Genomic DNA, 13,725 nt, shown 5'->3' with positions numbered 1-13,725 from the left:
TCAAATCCGCTCGCTGATCGCCTGCACGTGTAACGCGCGGCCCGCCTTGAGGCCGAAGACGATCGCGCCGCCGCCCAGCACCGCGAAGATCCAGCCCACCGCGGCCCAGCCTCCGGTCAGGTCATGCACCAGCCCGACCGCGAACGGCCCCGCCGATGCAAGCGTGTAGCCCACGCCCTGGCTCATGCTCGACAGGTTGGCGGCGACATGGGCATCCCGCGAACGCAGCACGATCAGCGTCAGCGCAAGGGCGAAGGTGCCGCCCTGGCCGATTCCCAACACCACCGCCCAGCCCCACAACCCACCAAGGGGCGCATACAGGCAGCCGAACAGGCCGGCGAGCGTCAGCGCCATCACCACGACGATCGCCAGACGCTGGTCCTTGCCACGAGTCGCCAGCATCGGTGCGGTCAGGGCGCTAACCAGTTGCACGATGACCGAACCGGACAGCACCAGCCCGGCTTCAGTCGGGCTGAGGCCGCGGCCGATGAGGATCGACGGCAGCCAGCCGAAGACGATATACGCCAGCGACGATTGCAAACCCATGTATAGCGTCACCTGCCAGGCCAGCGGATCGCGCCACAAGCCGCGCACTCGATAGGCCACATGGTGCGCGCCATGCCCCTGGCGCGCCTGCGGCAGCCAGAACAGCGCGGCTACCACCGCCGGCACCAGCCAGAAGCCAAGGCCGAGGGTCCAGTTGTCGCCAAAGTAGTGACTCAATGGCACGGTGGCACCGGCGGCCAGCGCCGCGCCCAGGCACAGGGCCATGGTGTAGATGCCCATCAGTGTCCCGGCATGGGCCGGGAAGTCGCGCTTGACGATGCCCGGCAGCAGCACGCCGATCACACCAATACTCGCCCCGGCGATCAGGCTGCCACCGAACAGCCCGACGCTGCCGAAGCTACTGCGCAAGGCAATGCCGCCCGCCAGGCACAACAGGATGAACAGGACCACCCGCTCGCTGCCAAAACGCCGCGCCAGGATCGGCGCCAACGGTGCGAACAGGCCCAGGCAGAGGACCGGCAGGGTCGTCAGCAAACCGGCCTGGGAACCGCTGAGGCCGAGGCTGGCGGACACATCGCCGAGCAACGGCGACATGCTCGACAGCGCCGGGCGCAGGTTCAACGCCACCAGCACCAGGCCCAACAACAATAGCCACGGCTTTGGCAGGCGAGTGGGCGGCTGCAGATCGCCGTCGTCGGCTTCGGCATCAATCAAAAGTTCGTCAAGCACCGGCCCGTGGGGCGCGGGCTTGTGGGAAAGGTCTTGGCCCATGGCAGTCTCGAAGTCAGGGTTCATTGATCAGTGTCCGGCTCAGGGCCTTGGCCCGCTCCGGATCTTGGCGTTCGACGGCGTCGAGAATCGCTTCATGCAGATCGAACACCGCCTGATTGCGCGGCGACCTGCTCATGCTGTGTTCCAGCTTCATCGCCACCACGCTGGAGAAGTAGCGATACAACTCGCTTAACGCCGGGTTGTGCGCGGCATCCACCAGACGCTGGTGGAAGGCCAGATCGCAGCAGATGTAATCGCCCAGATCACCGTGAAAGTGATTGCCGCTGGCGCGCAGGGCCTCATGCAGGCCGAGCAGGTCTTGCTCGGTACGCCGCAGTGCCGCGAGGCCGATCGCTTCGGCTTCCAGCAGGTGCCGCGCCTCGCGCGCGTGCTCCAGGCTGCAACTTGACAGCGCCTGGACCGCCGGAAGCGGGTCCGAGGCGGTCTTCAGGTAGCTGCCGTCGCCCTGGCGCACCTCCACCAATCCACTGAAGGCCAACACGCGCACCGCCTCGCGCACAGTGTTGCGGCTGATGCCGAGGTCGGCTGCCAGTTCAGGCTCGGTCGGCAGGCGCTGGCCAACCGTCCAGGCGCCGCTGGTGATGCGCTGGCGGAGTTGTTCGACGGCTTGTTCGACGAGGGAACGCTTGATGAGCTGGGTCATAAAAGGACTTACGTCCAATCATCGGATGAATTTAAGGAAGGCAAGAGTAACGGGTTGTTTCAGTGGAAAGCAAATGGGGATGAGCCATCGCGAGCAAGCTCGCTCCTACAGAGACGGTGGGTGTCCTGTAGGAGCGAGCTTGCTCGCGAGGCGATGCCAGATCAGTTCAACGCGTCAAGCAACGCCTGATTCTGCTCTTCAGTACCGATGGTGATACGCAGGAACTGGCTGATCCGCGGCAGCTTGAAGTGACGCACGATCACCCCTTGCTCCCGCAGCTTGCCCGCCAGTTCACCGGCATCCTGCTGCGGATGGCGAGTGAAGATGAAGTTGGCCGCCGACGGCAGCACGTCGAAACCACGGGCAGCCAGTTCGCCCACCAGTTTCTCGCGGCTGGCGATGACCTTGTTGCAGGTTTCGTCGAAGTACTCGCGGTCGTCGAAGGCCGCTGCGGCACCGACGATGGCCAGGCGGTCCAGCGGGTAGGAGTTGAAGCTGTTCTTGATCCGCTCCAGCGCCTCGATCAGGTCCGGATGGCCCACCGCCAGGCCGACCCGCAGTCCCGCCAGGGAACGCGACTTGGACAGGGTCTGGGTCACCAGCAGGTTCGGGTAGCGATCTACCAGGCTGATGGCGGTCTCGCCACCGAAGTCGATGTAGGCCTCATCCACCACCACCACCGACGCGGTGTTGGCCTGAAGCAACTGCTCGATGGCGTCCAGCGCCAGCAGGCAGCCGGTCGGCGCATTGGGGTTGGGGAAGATGATCCCGGCATTGGGCTTGCGGTAGTCCGCGACACGGATCTGGAACTGCTCGTCCAGCGCCACCGGCTCGAAGGGAATGCCGTACAGGCCGCAGTAGACCGGATAGAAGCTGTAGCTGATATCCGGGAACAGCAGCGGCGCGTCGTGCTGGAACAGGCCGTGGAAGATGTGCGCCAGCACTTCGTCCGAGCCGTTGCCGAGAAACACCTGGCTTGGCTGCACGTCGTAGTAACGGGCAACGGCCTGCTTGAGCAGGTCGCTGTTCGGGTCCGGGTACAGGCGCAGGTTGTCGTTCAGCTCGGCGCGCATGGCGTCGAGCGCCTTCGGCGACGGGCCATAGGGGTTCTCGTTGGTGTTGAGCTTGACCAGTTTGGTCAGCTTCGGCTGCTCACCCGGGACGTAAGGCACCAGGTCCTTGACGAAGGGGCTCCAGAATTTACTCATGTTCAGTTGCCCTCTTGGTCGGCAAGGATGCGGTATTCGGCACTGCGCGCGTGGGCGCTGAGGGATTCGCCGCGGGCCAGGACCGAAGCGGTCTTGCCCAACTCGGAAGCGCCCTGTTCGGAGCAGAAGATGATCGACGAGCGCTTCTGGAAGTCATACACCCCCAGCGGCGAGGAGAAACGCGCGGTGCCGGAGGTCGGCAGCACGTGGTTCGGCCCGGCGCAGTAGTCGCCCAGCGCTTCGCTGGTGTGGCGGCCCATGAAGATCGCACCGGCGTGGCGAATCTGCGGCAGCCAGGCTTGCGGATCGGCGACCGACAACTCCAGGTGTTCCGGAGCGATACGGTTGGCGACTTCGATCGCCTGCGCCATGTCACGGACATGGATCAGCGCGCCACGGCCGTTGATCGAGGTACGGATGATCTCGGCACGGTCCATGGTCGGCAGCAGCTTGTCGATGCTGGCAGCCACGCGGTCGAGGAACTCGGCGTCCGGGCTGACCAGGATCGACTGGGCGTCCTCGTCGTGCTCGGCCTGGGAGAACAGGTCCATGGCGATCCAGTCCGGATCGGTCTGGCCATCGCAGACCACAAGGATTTCCGAAGGGCCGGCGATCATGTCGATGCCCACCTGGCCAAATACATGGCGCTTGGCGGTGGCGACATAGATGTTGCCCGGGCCGACCACTTTGTCCACCTGCGGCACGCTCTCGGTGCCGTAAGCCAGGGCCGCAACCGCTTGGGCGCCGCCGATGGTGAAGACCCGGTCGACGCCGGCGATGCACGCCGCCGCCAGCACCAGCTCATTGATCTCGCCACGCGGAGTCGGCACCACCATCACCACTTCCTTGACGCCAGCGACCTTGGCCGGAATGGCGTTCATCAATACCGACGACGGGTACGATGCCTTGCCGCCCGGTACGTACAGGCCAGCGCGGTCCAGAGGGGTGACTTTCTGGCCGAGGACGGTGCCGTCGGCTTCGGTGTAGGTCCAGGAATCCTGCTTCTGCCGCTCGTGGTAGATACGCACGCGCTCGGCAGCCTTTTCCAGGGCCTGGCGCTGTTCCGGGGTAATCCGGGTCAGGGCCAGTTCCAGGCGCTCGCGACCGAGAATCAGGTCATCGATGGATTTGGCGTCGACGCCGTCGAAACGCTGGGTGAACTCCACCAGCGCCGCATCGCCGCGCTCGCGCACGGCCTTGATGATGTCGAGGACCCGCTGGTTGACCGCGTCGTCGGACACGCTTTCCCAGCTCAGCAGATGATCCAGATGTCGGGCGAAATCCGGGTCAGCGGCATTGAGTCGGCGAATTGCAGTGGACGTGGTCATAGCTAAGGCCTCGGTAATTGGCGAATGCTCAGGCGCCCTTAAGCTACCAGTCCATACGCGCGGGCACCCGAGATAATTGGCTATGACGCGGATAGACGGGCGCGACCGAACGTCGCGCGCAGAGGTCAGCCGCGGTGTCGCGATTCCACCGCCTGACGCAGGGTGTCGATCAGGCTCTGGATGCGGGCGTGCTGCATCTTCATGGATGCTTTGTTGACCACCAGGCGGGAGCTGATGGTAGCGATGACTTCCTGGGGTTCCAGGCCGTTGGCGCGCAGGGTGTTGCCGGTGTCGACCACGTCGATGATCTTGTCGGCGAGGTTGACCAGCGGTGCCAGCTCCATCGAACCGTAGAGCTTGATGATATCGACCTGACGGCCCTGTTCGGCGTAGTAGCGCTTGGCAACGTTGACGAACTTGGTCGCCACGCGCAGGCGGCCCTTCGGCTCCGGCGCGCCGATGGCACCCGCAGTCATCAGCTTGCAGCAGGCGATCTTCAGGTCCAGCGGCTCATACATGCCCTGGCCGCCGTATTCCATCAGCACGTCCTTGCCGGCCACACCCAGATCGGCGGCACCATGCTCGACATAGGTCGGCACGTCGGTGGCCCGCACGATCAGCAGGCGTACATCGTCCTGGGTCGTGGGGATGATCAGTTTGCGGCTTTTATCCGGATTCTCGGTCGGGACGATGCCCGCTTCCGCCAGCAGCGGCAGGGTATCGTCGAGAATGCGGCCCTTGGACAGCGCGATGGTCAACATGGGAAACGTCGGTCCTTATGCGGCTTAAAGCCGCCGGCCCATGCAGGCAACCGGCGGCGTTCAATTCAATTCGTGGCGCGTCCTTGCGCCGCAGGCAGACTAGCCCGGTACGCGGCGGATCTTCGCGCCCAGCATCTGCAGTTTTTCCTCGATGCACTCGTAACCACGGTCTATGTGGTAGATGCGATCGATCAGGGTGTCGCCTTCGGCGACCAGCGCCGACAGCACCAGGCTGGCGGAAGCCCGCAGGTCGGTGGCCATTACTGGCGCGCCCTTGAGGGTCTTGGTCCCGGTGACGATAGCGGTGTTGCCCTCGACCTGGATCTGCGCGCCCATGCGGTGCATCTCGTAGACGTGCATGAAGCGGTTTTCGAAGATCGTCTCGATCACCGCGCCAGTGCCTTCGGCAATGGCGTTGAGCGAGATGAACTGCGCTTGCATGTCGGTCGGGAACGCCGGGTACGGAGCGGTACGCAGGTTGACGGCTTTCGGCCGTTTGCCGTGCATGTTCAGCTCGATCCAGTCTTCACCGGTGGTGATCTCGGCGCCGGCTTCCTTGAGTTTTTCAAGGACGGCTTCGAGGATGGTCGGATCGGTGTCCTTGACCTTGACGCGACCGCCAGTAACGGCAGCAGCAACCAGGTAGGTACCGGTCTCGATACGGTCGGGCATTACGCGGTAGGTCGCAGAACCCAGGCGCTCGACGCCATCGATGGTGATGGTGTCGGTGCCGGCGCCCTGGATCTTGGCGCCCATGGCGATCAGGAAGTTGGCCAGGTCGACCACTTCAGGCTCGCGCGCGGCGTTCTGCAGCACGCTGCGGCCTTTGGCCAGTGCAGCGGCCATCATGATGTTCTCGGTACCGGTCACGCTGACGGTATCGAAGAAGAAGTGCGCACCGCGCAGGCCACCTTCAGGCGCCTTGGCCTTGATGTAGCCGCCTTCGACCTCGATCTTCGCGCCCATGGCTTCCAGGCCGCGAATGTGCAGGTCAACCGGACGCGAGCCGATGGCGCAACCGCCAGGCAGGGCGACTTCGGCTTCGCCGAAACGGGCAACCATCGGGCCCAGCACCAGGATCGAGGCGCGCATGGTTTTCACCAGCTCGTACGGCGCGACCAGGGTCTTGATGGTGCGTGGATCGATTTCCACCGCCAGCTTCTCGTCGATCACAGGCTCGATGCCCATGCGACCGAACAGCTCGATCATGGTGGTGATGTCGTGCAGGTGCGGCAGGTTGCCCACGGTAACCGGGCCGTCGCACAGCAAGGTCCCGGCCAGAATCGGCAGGGCCGCGTTCTTGGCACCGGAGATGCGGATCTCGCCGTCAAGACGAGCGCCGCCAGTAATAATCAGTTTGTCCATTTGGATTCTCGCCGCCACAGGTGGCTCAGGTGCGCTCAGCCCAAGCTGCGCTGCTGAAAAATTTCATGGTGACCGCGTGGATGCTGCCATCGGTGATCCACGGGTTAAGGTGAGCATAGATCTGCTGCTGACGCTTGACCGGGCTCAATGCCGCCAGCTCGTCGCTGATTACGTTCAATTGGAAGTTGCAGCCTTCGCCTTCAACTTCGACCCGGGTGTCCGGCAACTTTTCTTCAAGGAAGTTCTTAACTTCTACGGCCTGCATGCTCAACCTCGATCGGCGCCCTGTGCGCGCGGGTCGGCCATCATACAAAAAAGCCCCTCGCCTGCGAACCCCGTAAGCGAGGACTCTGACAGAGGGGCCACGATTCGCGTGGTCGTCACTGCAGCGTCAGCAGCTCGTCCAGACCGTAGACTTCAGCGATTTCCCGCATGCCGTGGGGCATGCCGCGGACTTCAAACTGCTTTCCGGTCGCCTGGGCATCACGCATGAAGCCCAGCAACAACGACAGTCCGACACTGCTGGAGCGCTCGACAGCGGTGCAATCGAGCACCAACTGGCTGGACGGGCTCGATGCAATCAGCGCCTTGCCCTGCTCGCGCAGGACCGGGCCGGACCGGTAATCGAGGGTGCCGGCCAGGCTCAATACGCCCGGTTCGGCCAATTGCACCGTGCCGCCACTCATTGCGCCTGCTTCTCCGCCGCGTCCGCAGTGGCTTCCTTGGCCTTGGCAACTTCGCCAGCCCAGCCGTCGATGGTCTTGTCCAGGTCGTTGCCATTGCGGCTCATGGCATCGGCGAACTGATCGCGGAACAGCTTGCCGATGTTGATGCCGTTGACGATGACGTTACGCACTTTCCATTCGCCGTTGAGCAGGGTCAGGGTGTAGGACACCGGATAGACGGCGCCATTGTTGCCCTTGACCGTCATATCGACGCTGGCGCGCCCGTCGCCGTCGTTTTTCTCGTTGCCGACGGTGATGCCCTGGTTGTTGTACTCCAGCAAGGCATTGCCATAGAACTGCATCAGGCTGCGCTTGAAGTTTTCCTGGAAGCGCTGCATCTGCTCCGGGGTCGCCTTGCGCGAGTACTTGACGGTCATGATGCTTTTCGAGATGCCGTCGGCATCCACCACCGGACCCAGGTTGGCATTCAGTGCCTCGTAGAACGCACCAGGATTGGTCTTGTACTGCTCCTTGTTGGCCTTGAGGTCGGACAACAATTGCGTGGTGGTGGTCTGGATCACTTCTTTGGGCGACTGGGTCGCCGCAACGGCCAGCAGTGGCATGGCCGCCAGCAACACCAGCAAGCCGCGTCGCAGGATGGAAATCATGGAAACTCCTTATTTAGCTTCTTTGCCTACGGTATTGAGCAGGAACTTGCCAATCAGATCTTCCAGTACCAGCGCCGACTGAGTGTCATGAATGACACCGCCGTCCTTGAGCACGGCTTCTTCCCCGCCGACGCTGATGCCAATGTACTTCTCGCCGAGCAGCCCGGCGGTCAGGATCGATGCAGTGGAGTCGGTAGGCAGGTTGTCTACGCTTTTTTCCAGTTGCAGGGTCACCCGACCGGTATAGGTATCGCGGTCCAGATCGATGGCCGTGACCTTGCCGATGGTCACACCGGCCATGGTCACTTTTGCTCTGACAGTCAAACCGGCGATATTGTCGAAATTTGCATAAAGTTTATACGTATCGCTGCTGGGGCTGGCGGACAGGCCGCTGACACGCAGGGCCAGCAGGAGCAGCGCCAGGATCCCGGCCAGGAGGAACAGGCCGACACCGATTTCCAGGGTGCGGTTTTGCATCAGAAATCTCCAAACATCAAGGCGGTCAGAATAAAGTCCAGTCCCAGGACTGCCAACGAGGCATAGACCACGGTTCTGGTGGTGGCTCGACTGATCCCCTCTGAAGTGGGCTCACAGTCATAGCCTTGGAATACGGCAATCCAGGTAACGACGAAGGCAAATACGACGCTCTTGATAACGCCATTGAGCACGTCGTCGGTGAAGGACACGCTGTTCTGCATATTCGACCAGAACGAGCCTTCATAAACGCCCAGCCAGTCCACCGCGACCCACGAACCGCCCCAGATCCCGACGACGCTGAAGATCATCGCCAGCAGCGGCAGGGAAATGAAACCGGCCCACAAGCGTGGCGCGACGATGTACTTGAGCGGGTCCACGCCGATCATTTCCAGGCTGGAAAGCTGCTCGGTGGACTTCATGTTGCCAATCTCGGCAGTCAGCGCCGAACCGGCACGTCCGGCAAACAGCAAGGCAGTCACCACCGGCCCGAGTTCACGCAGCAGCGTGAGGGCGACCATCTGCCCCACGGCCTGCTCCGAGCCGTACTTGGCCAGGATGCTGAAGCCTTGCAGCGACAGCACCATGCCAATGAACACACCGGAAACCACGATGATCGCCAGCGACATCACGCCAACGGAGTACAACTGGCGAACCAGCAACTGGAAACCACCGCCGATACCGCCGCGCCCCACGAGGGCGTGCAGCAGGAACAGGCAGGAACGCCCCATGACCGCGACCACGTCGATGGCCGAACGGCCAAAACGGCGGATACGTTCGAGTAAGGATTTTCTGCGCATCTAACGCTTCCCCAGGAGATCGGCGCGGTAGTCTGGCGCAGGAAAATGGAAAGGCACCGGCCCGTCGGGGTCACCTTTCATGAATTGGCGAATGCGCGGGTTGTCCGAGTTCATCAGTTCCTCGGGCGTGCCCTGGCCGAGTACCTGACCATCACCCACGACATAAATGTAGTCGGCGATGCTCGCGGTTTCCGCCAGATCGTGGGAGACCACGATGCTGGTGATACCCAGGGCGTCGTTGAGCAGGCGGATCAGGCGCACCAGCACGCCCATGGCGATCGGGTCCTGACCGACGAATGGCTCGTCATACATGAGGATCTGCGGATCCAGCGCAATCGCCCGCGCCAGCGCGACACGGCGCTTCATGCCACCAGACAGCTCGTCCGGCATCAGCTCGATGGCGCCGCGCAGCCCCACCGCCTGAAGTTTCATCAGGACGATGTCGCGGATCATTTCCTCGGACAGCTTGGTATGGACGCGCAGCGGGAATGCGACGTTCTCGAACACGTCAAGGTCAGTGAACAGCGCGCCACTCTGGAACAGCACGCCCATGTGCTTGCGGGCGTCGAACAGGTCACTGCGCGACAGGGTCGGCAGGTTCTGCCCCGCGACCCAGACTTCGCCGCTGGCGGGCCGCAGTTGCGCGCCCATCAGACGCAGCAGCGTGGTCTTGCCACACCCCGAAGGCCCCATGATTCCGGTGACCTTGCCCTTGGGAATGCGTATGTCGACATTATTGAAGATGCTGCGCGAGCCGCGTTTGAAGGTCACACCCTTCAACTCGACCGCGTAGGCGTTATCAACGCTCATCTAGACTCCTTGCGATGCAGCCACGTCACTCAGACGCACGCCTCCTTCATGGAGGCACGCAAGTATCGAGCGGGCCGAACTGGTGGCGAACTATAGCATCGCTGGCAGGCCCTTCCCAAGGCCATCGCGATGCCTGTTCAGGCCCTGTACAGGCCATCACGCGCCATTCTGGTGTGGAACCTGCACGCGACAAATCGCTCAAACAGGCGTACGCCGGGTAATCCGCAGGTGAGGCTTTCGTGCATTCCCGCTATAATCCCGGCCTTTTCATCAGGCAACCCGATTTCCGACATGAGCCAATCCACCGACCTGATCCAATCCGCACAGCGCACCATCCGCTACGAAATCGAAGCGGTAGAAGGCCTGCTGGCCCATATCGACGCCGACTTCGTGAAGGCTTGCGAACTGATCCTGGGGAGCAAGGGCCGCGTTGTGGTGGTGGGCATGGGCAAATCCGGCCACATCGGCAACAAGATTGCCGCGACCCTGGCCAGTACCGGGACCACGGCATTTTTCGTCCACCCCGCCGAGGCGAGCCACGGCGACATGGGCATGATCACCCGGGACGACATCATCCTGGCGCTGTCCAATTCCGGCTCCACCGCCGAAATCGTTACCCTGTTGCCGCTGATCAAGCGCCTGGGCATCAAGCTCATCAGCCTCACCGGCAACCCTGAATCGCCATTGGCCAAGGCCGCCGAGGTCAACCTCGACGCCCGCGTCGCCCAGGAAGCCTGCCCGCTCAACCTGGCGCCAACCTCCTCGACCACCGCGGCGCTGGTGCTGGGCGACGCCCTGGCCATCGCCCTGCTCGAGGCCCGCGGTTTCACTGCCGAAGACTTCGCCTTCTCCCATCCGGGTGGCGCACTGGGTCGCCGCCTGCTGCTCAAGGTCGAGAACGTGATGCACGCCGGCGACGAACTGCCTGAGGTTCAACGCGGCACGCTGCTCAAGGACGCGCTCCTTGAAATGTCCCGCAAAGGTTTGGGCATGACCGTCGTGACCGAAGCGGATGGCAGCCTGGCCGGAATCTTCACTGACGGCGACCTGCGCCGCAGCCTGGATCGCAATATAGACGTACACAAGACCCTGATCGAAGAGGTCATGACCGTCCACGGCAAGACCGCCCGCGCCGACATGCTCGCCGCCGAGGCCCTGAAGATCATGGAAGACCACAAGATCAGCGCACTGGTAGTGGTCGACAAGGCCGACCGTCCGGTCGGAGCCCTGAACATGCACGACCTGCTGCGCGCCGGAGTGATGTGATGAATACCCTGTTGCAACGTGGCAAGGCCATCAAGCTGGCCGTTTTCGACGTGGATGGCGTACTGACTGATGGTCGCCTGTACTTCCTCGAAGACGGCAGCGAATTCAAGACCTTCAATACCCTCGACGGCCAAGGCATAAAGATGCTGATGAACTCGGGCGTGACCACCGCGATCATCAGCGGCCGCAAGACCCCGGTGGTCGAACGCCGCGCGAAGAACCTCGGCATCCCGCACCTGTATCAGGGCCGCGAGGACAAACTGGTGGTGCTGGACGAACTTCTCGGCCAGCTCGGCCTAAGCTATGAAGAGGTCGCCTACCTGGGCGACGACCTGCCCGACCTGCCGGTGATTCGCCGCGTCGGCCTGGGCATGGCGGTCGCCAATGCCGCCGCATTCGTGCGCGAACACGCCCACGGCGTTACCCAGGCCCGCGGCGGTGAAGGTGCGGCTCGCGAATTCTGCGAACTGATCCTGCAAGCCCAGGGCAACCTGGAAGCGGCAAACGCCCATTACCTGTAGAGCCAGCCATGTTCAGCAAGAAAATCCGCAATATCGCGCTGTTCAGCGTGATGGCCGCGCTGCTCGCAGCGGTCGGCTACTGGAATATCGGTCCGGAGAGCTTCCTCGACCAGCCCGTTGCCCAGGTCGACGAAAGCGCTATCGACTACTATGCGATCAACGCCCACAGCGTGCAGTACCTGCCTGACGGCAAGCTGCAATACGAAATGACCGCGGACAAGGTCGAGCACCTCAAGGCCAGCGAAGTCACGTTGCTGACCACGCCCGACCTGCAGATGTATCGCGGCACGGCCTACCCATGGCACGTGCAGAGTGCTCGTGGCGAGGTCAACCCGGACGGCACTGAAGTCGAATTGATCGACTCGGTTCGGGTTGCCCGCACCGACGACCAGAACCGCACAACCATCATTACCTCCAGCCGCATGACGGTATTCCCGCAGAAGCAATATGCGCAAACCGAGCAAGACGTTAGAATCGACGGCGCCGGTGGCGTGACTACGGGCAAGGGAATGAAAGCGTATTTGAAAGACGGCAGGATGGACCTGCTGTCCAACGTAAGAGGACAGTATGAGGCTCGTTAAAACCCTCCCCTTTTTGCTCAGCCTGAGCGCAGCACTGGGAAGCGCGAGTGTCTGGGCCCTGCCTAACGACCGCGATCAACCCATTCGCATCCAGGCCGACGACGCCCAACTGGACGACAAGCAAGGTATCGCCACCTACCGTGGTGACGTGATCATCACTCAAGGTTCGATGATGATCAAAGGCAACACGGTGACCCTGACTCGTGCGCCAAACGGCGACATCGATGTGGTGACGTCGGTGGGCACCCTGGCCTATTTCGAACAGCAGCAGGACGCCGCCAAGCCGGACAAGATGCAAGGCTACGCCAAGCAGATCCAGTACCAGGCACAAAAAGACCTGGTAGTGCTGACTGACCAGGCCAAGGTCGTCAACGCAGGCAACACGACCGAAGGCGAGAAGATCGTCTACAACACCAAGACCCAGGTCGCCACCGCCGGTCGCGGCGGCAAGGTTTCGACGCCACGTCCGCGTATCGACATGGTGATCCAGCCGAAGAAGAAGGCCGAGTAATGGCAACCCTTAAAGCCCAGCACCTGGCCAAGAGCTACAAGAGCCGACAAGTCGTGCGTGACGTCAGCCTGTCGATCGACAGCGGACAGATCGTCGGCCTGCTCGGCCCTAACGGCGCCGGCAAGACCACCTGTTTCTACATGATCGTCGGCCTGGTCCAGGCCGATCAGGGCCGCGTGCTGATCGACGATCTGGACGTCAGCCACCAGCCAATGCACGGCCGCGCACGCGCCGGCATCGGCTACCTGCCCCAGGAAGCCTCGATCTTCCGCAAGCTGTCGGTGGCCGACAACATCATGGCGATCCTGGAGACCCGCAACGAACTGGATCGCGAAGGGCGCCGCAAGGAGCTGGAAAGCCTGCTGCAGGAATTCCACATCAGCCACATCCGCGACAACCTCGGCATGAGCCTGTCCGGCGGCGAGCGTCGTCGCGTGGAAATTGCCCGCGCCCTGGCTACCGCACCGAAGTTCATCCTGCTCGATGAACCCTTCGCCGGTGTCGACCCGATCTCGGTCGGCGACATCAAGCAGATCATCCACCACCTGAAAGCCAAGGGCATTGGCGTTCTGATCACTGACCACAACGTCCGTGAAACGCTGGATATCTGTGAAACCGCTTACATCGTCAACGATGGCCAACTGATCGCCGAAGGCGACTCGGAAACCATCCTGGCCAACCAGCTCGTCAAAGAGGTGTACCTGGGCCACGAGTTCCGTCTGTAGGCTCGCGTATCGGAGTGGTCCGAGCGCTGCGATTCAGCCACGATTGCGGCTTAATTGTTACAGCGCTCTAGGCAAACGCTACAGTTTCAGGCATATATCT

The 13,725-nt window shown here is 62.5% G+C and carries 17 protein-coding genes; 5 read left to right on the top strand and 12 right to left on the bottom strand.

Annotated elements, in window-relative coordinates; genetic code table 11:
• The 12 genes from NTD88_RS28170 to NTD88_RS28115 form a co-directional block, all read right to left on the bottom strand.
• Entirely contained in the window at positions 1 to 1,278 is a 1,278-nt protein-coding gene (locus NTD88_RS28170) for a CynX/NimT family MFS transporter (RefSeq protein WP_262153765.1), read from the bottom strand.
• Positions 1,279 to 1,291: 13 nt separating this feature from the next.
• On the bottom strand, positions 1,292 to 1,942 hold the full coding sequence (locus NTD88_RS28165) for a FadR/GntR family transcriptional regulator (protein WP_262128679.1): 651 nt from the start codon (positions 1,940 to 1,942) through the stop codon (positions 1,292 to 1,294).
• Between the two features lie 161 nt (positions 1,943 to 2,103).
• Entirely contained in the window at positions 2,104 to 3,150 is a 1,047-nt protein-coding gene (gene hisC, locus NTD88_RS28160) for a histidinol-phosphate transaminase (protein WP_262153740.1), read from the bottom strand.
• A gap of 2 nt (positions 3,151 to 3,152) precedes the next feature.
• Complete coding sequence (hisD, locus tag NTD88_RS28155; protein WP_262153739.1) at positions 3,153 to 4,478, bottom strand: histidinol dehydrogenase; 1,326 nt, start codon at positions 4,476 to 4,478, stop codon at positions 3,153 to 3,155.
• Between the two features lie 125 nt (positions 4,479 to 4,603).
• Complete coding sequence (gene hisG / locus NTD88_RS28150; RefSeq protein WP_262153737.1) at positions 4,604 to 5,239, bottom strand: ATP phosphoribosyltransferase; 636 nt, start codon at positions 5,237 to 5,239, stop codon at positions 4,604 to 4,606.
• Positions 5,240 to 5,338: 99 nt separating this feature from the next.
• Positions 5,339 to 6,604 (bottom strand): UDP-N-acetylglucosamine 1-carboxyvinyltransferase, encoded by a 1,266-nt coding sequence (gene murA / locus NTD88_RS28145; protein ID WP_095159620.1) that lies wholly within the window; start codon positions 6,602 to 6,604, stop codon positions 5,339 to 5,341.
• Positions 6,605 to 6,629: 25 nt separating this feature from the next.
• Positions 6,630 to 6,869 (bottom strand): BolA family protein, encoded by a 240-nt coding sequence (locus NTD88_RS28140; RefSeq protein WP_095159619.1) that lies wholly within the window; start codon positions 6,867 to 6,869, stop codon positions 6,630 to 6,632.
• Between the two features lie 115 nt (positions 6,870 to 6,984).
• A complete protein-coding gene (locus NTD88_RS28135) occupies positions 6,985 to 7,290 on the bottom strand; it encodes a lipid asymmetry maintenance protein MlaB (protein WP_262153735.1) in 306 nt (101 codons plus the stop codon).
• The gene (locus NTD88_RS28130; RefSeq protein WP_095159617.1) at positions 7,287 to 7,937 is read right to left on the bottom strand and encodes a phospholipid-binding protein MlaC; all 651 of its coding nucleotides are present in this window, start codon (positions 7,935 to 7,937) and stop codon (positions 7,287 to 7,289) included. Before NTD88_RS28130 ends, NTD88_RS28135 begins: the two co-directional genes overlap by 4 nt.
• Before the next feature lie 9 nt (positions 7,938 to 7,946).
• Positions 7,947 to 8,414, bottom strand: coding sequence for an outer membrane lipid asymmetry maintenance protein MlaD (gene mlaD, locus NTD88_RS28125; RefSeq protein WP_095159616.1), 468 nt, complete (start codon positions 8,412 to 8,414; stop codon positions 7,947 to 7,949).
• Positions 8,414 to 9,211, bottom strand: coding sequence for a lipid asymmetry maintenance ABC transporter permease subunit MlaE (gene mlaE, locus NTD88_RS28120; RefSeq protein WP_095159615.1), 798 nt, complete (start codon positions 9,209 to 9,211; stop codon positions 8,414 to 8,416). Before mlaE ends, mlaD begins: the two co-directional genes overlap by 1 nt.
• Positions 9,212 to 10,021, bottom strand: a complete 810-nt coding sequence (locus NTD88_RS28115; protein ID WP_095159614.1) for an ATP-binding cassette domain-containing protein — start codon at positions 10,019 to 10,021, stop codon at positions 9,212 to 9,214. It abuts the gene before it with no gap.
• 291 nt (positions 10,022 to 10,312) lie between these two features.
• Between NTD88_RS28115 and NTD88_RS28110 the strand changes: the two genes are divergently transcribed.
• The 5 genes from NTD88_RS28110 to lptB are packed head-to-tail and all read left to right on the top strand — an operon-like array spanning position 10,313 to position 13,625.
• Positions 10,313 to 11,287, top strand: coding sequence for a KpsF/GutQ family sugar-phosphate isomerase (locus NTD88_RS28110; protein ID WP_095159613.1), 975 nt, complete (start codon positions 10,313 to 10,315; stop codon positions 11,285 to 11,287).
• Complete coding sequence (locus NTD88_RS28105; protein WP_177454494.1) at positions 11,287 to 11,808, top strand: KdsC family phosphatase; 522 nt, start codon at positions 11,287 to 11,289, stop codon at positions 11,806 to 11,808. The genes NTD88_RS28110 and NTD88_RS28105 overlap by 1 nt, the downstream gene beginning before the upstream one ends.
• An 8-nt stretch (positions 11,809 to 11,816) precedes the next feature.
• The gene (lptC, locus tag NTD88_RS28100) at positions 11,817 to 12,389 is read left to right on the top strand and encodes an LPS export ABC transporter periplasmic protein LptC (protein ID WP_095159611.1); all 573 of its coding nucleotides are present in this window, start codon (positions 11,817 to 11,819) and stop codon (positions 12,387 to 12,389) included.
• A complete protein-coding gene (lptA, locus tag NTD88_RS28095) occupies positions 12,376 to 12,900 on the top strand; it encodes a lipopolysaccharide transport periplasmic protein LptA (RefSeq protein ID WP_095159610.1) in 525 nt (174 codons plus the stop codon). The genes lptC and lptA overlap by 14 nt, the downstream gene beginning before the upstream one ends.
• Positions 12,900 to 13,625, top strand: a complete 726-nt coding sequence (gene lptB / locus NTD88_RS28090; protein WP_262153734.1) for an LPS export ABC transporter ATP-binding protein — start codon at positions 12,900 to 12,902, stop codon at positions 13,623 to 13,625. Before lptA ends, lptB begins: the two co-directional genes overlap by 1 nt.
• The last annotated feature ends 100 nt before the right edge of the window (positions 13,626 to 13,725 follow it).

This window comes from Pseudomonas sp. 20P_3.2_Bac5 (assembly GCF_025466035.1).
In the GTDB taxonomy this organism is placed as follows: domain Bacteria; phylum Pseudomonadota; class Gammaproteobacteria; order Pseudomonadales; family Pseudomonadaceae; genus Aquipseudomonas.
Note: the sequence above shows the minus strand (reverse complement) of the source record. Positions and strands in the feature narration are given on the sequence as shown.

Coding starts and splice junctions, on each gene's coding strand:
- NTD88_RS28170 (WP_262153765.1), bottom strand. CDS start 1,278: ATGGGCCAAGACCTTTCCCACAAGCCCGCGCCCCACGGGCCGGTGCTT.
- NTD88_RS28165 (WP_262128679.1), bottom strand. CDS start 1,942: ATGACCCAGCTCATCAAGCGTTCCCTCGTCGAACAAGCCGTCGAACAA.
- hisC (WP_262153740.1), bottom strand. CDS start 3,150: ATGAGTAAATTCTGGAGCCCCTTCGTCAAGGACCTGGTGCCTTACGTC.
- hisD (WP_262153739.1), bottom strand. CDS start 4,478: ATGACCACGTCCACTGCAATTCGCCGACTCAATGCCGCTGACCCGGAT.
- hisG (WP_262153737.1), bottom strand. CDS start 5,239: ATGTTGACCATCGCGCTGTCCAAGGGCCGCATTCTCGACGATACCCTG.
- murA (WP_095159620.1), bottom strand. CDS start 6,604: ATGGACAAACTGATTATTACTGGCGGCGCTCGTCTTGACGGCGAGATC.
- NTD88_RS28140 (WP_095159619.1), bottom strand. CDS start 6,869: ATGCAGGCCGTAGAAGTTAAGAACTTCCTTGAAGAAAAGTTGCCGGAC.
- NTD88_RS28135 (WP_262153735.1), bottom strand. CDS start 7,290: ATGAGTGGCGGCACGGTGCAATTGGCCGAACCGGGCGTATTGAGCCTG.
- NTD88_RS28130 (WP_095159617.1), bottom strand. CDS start 7,937: ATGATTTCCATCCTGCGACGCGGCTTGCTGGTGTTGCTGGCGGCCATG.
- mlaD (WP_095159616.1), bottom strand. CDS start 8,414: ATGCAAAACCGCACCCTGGAAATCGGTGTCGGCCTGTTCCTCCTGGCC.
- mlaE (WP_095159615.1), bottom strand. CDS start 9,211: ATGCGCAGAAAATCCTTACTCGAACGTATCCGCCGTTTTGGCCGTTCG.
- NTD88_RS28115 (WP_095159614.1), bottom strand. CDS start 10,021: ATGAGCGTTGATAACGCCTACGCGGTCGAGTTGAAGGGTGTGACCTTC.
- NTD88_RS28110 (WP_095159613.1), top strand. CDS start 10,313: ATGAGCCAATCCACCGACCTGATCCAATCCGCACAGCGCACCATCCGC.
- NTD88_RS28105 (WP_177454494.1), top strand. CDS start 11,287: ATGAATACCCTGTTGCAACGTGGCAAGGCCATCAAGCTGGCCGTTTTC.
- lptC (WP_095159611.1), top strand. CDS start 11,817: ATGTTCAGCAAGAAAATCCGCAATATCGCGCTGTTCAGCGTGATGGCC.
- lptA (WP_095159610.1), top strand. CDS start 12,376: ATGAGGCTCGTTAAAACCCTCCCCTTTTTGCTCAGCCTGAGCGCAGCA.
- lptB (WP_262153734.1), top strand. CDS start 12,900: ATGGCAACCCTTAAAGCCCAGCACCTGGCCAAGAGCTACAAGAGCCGA.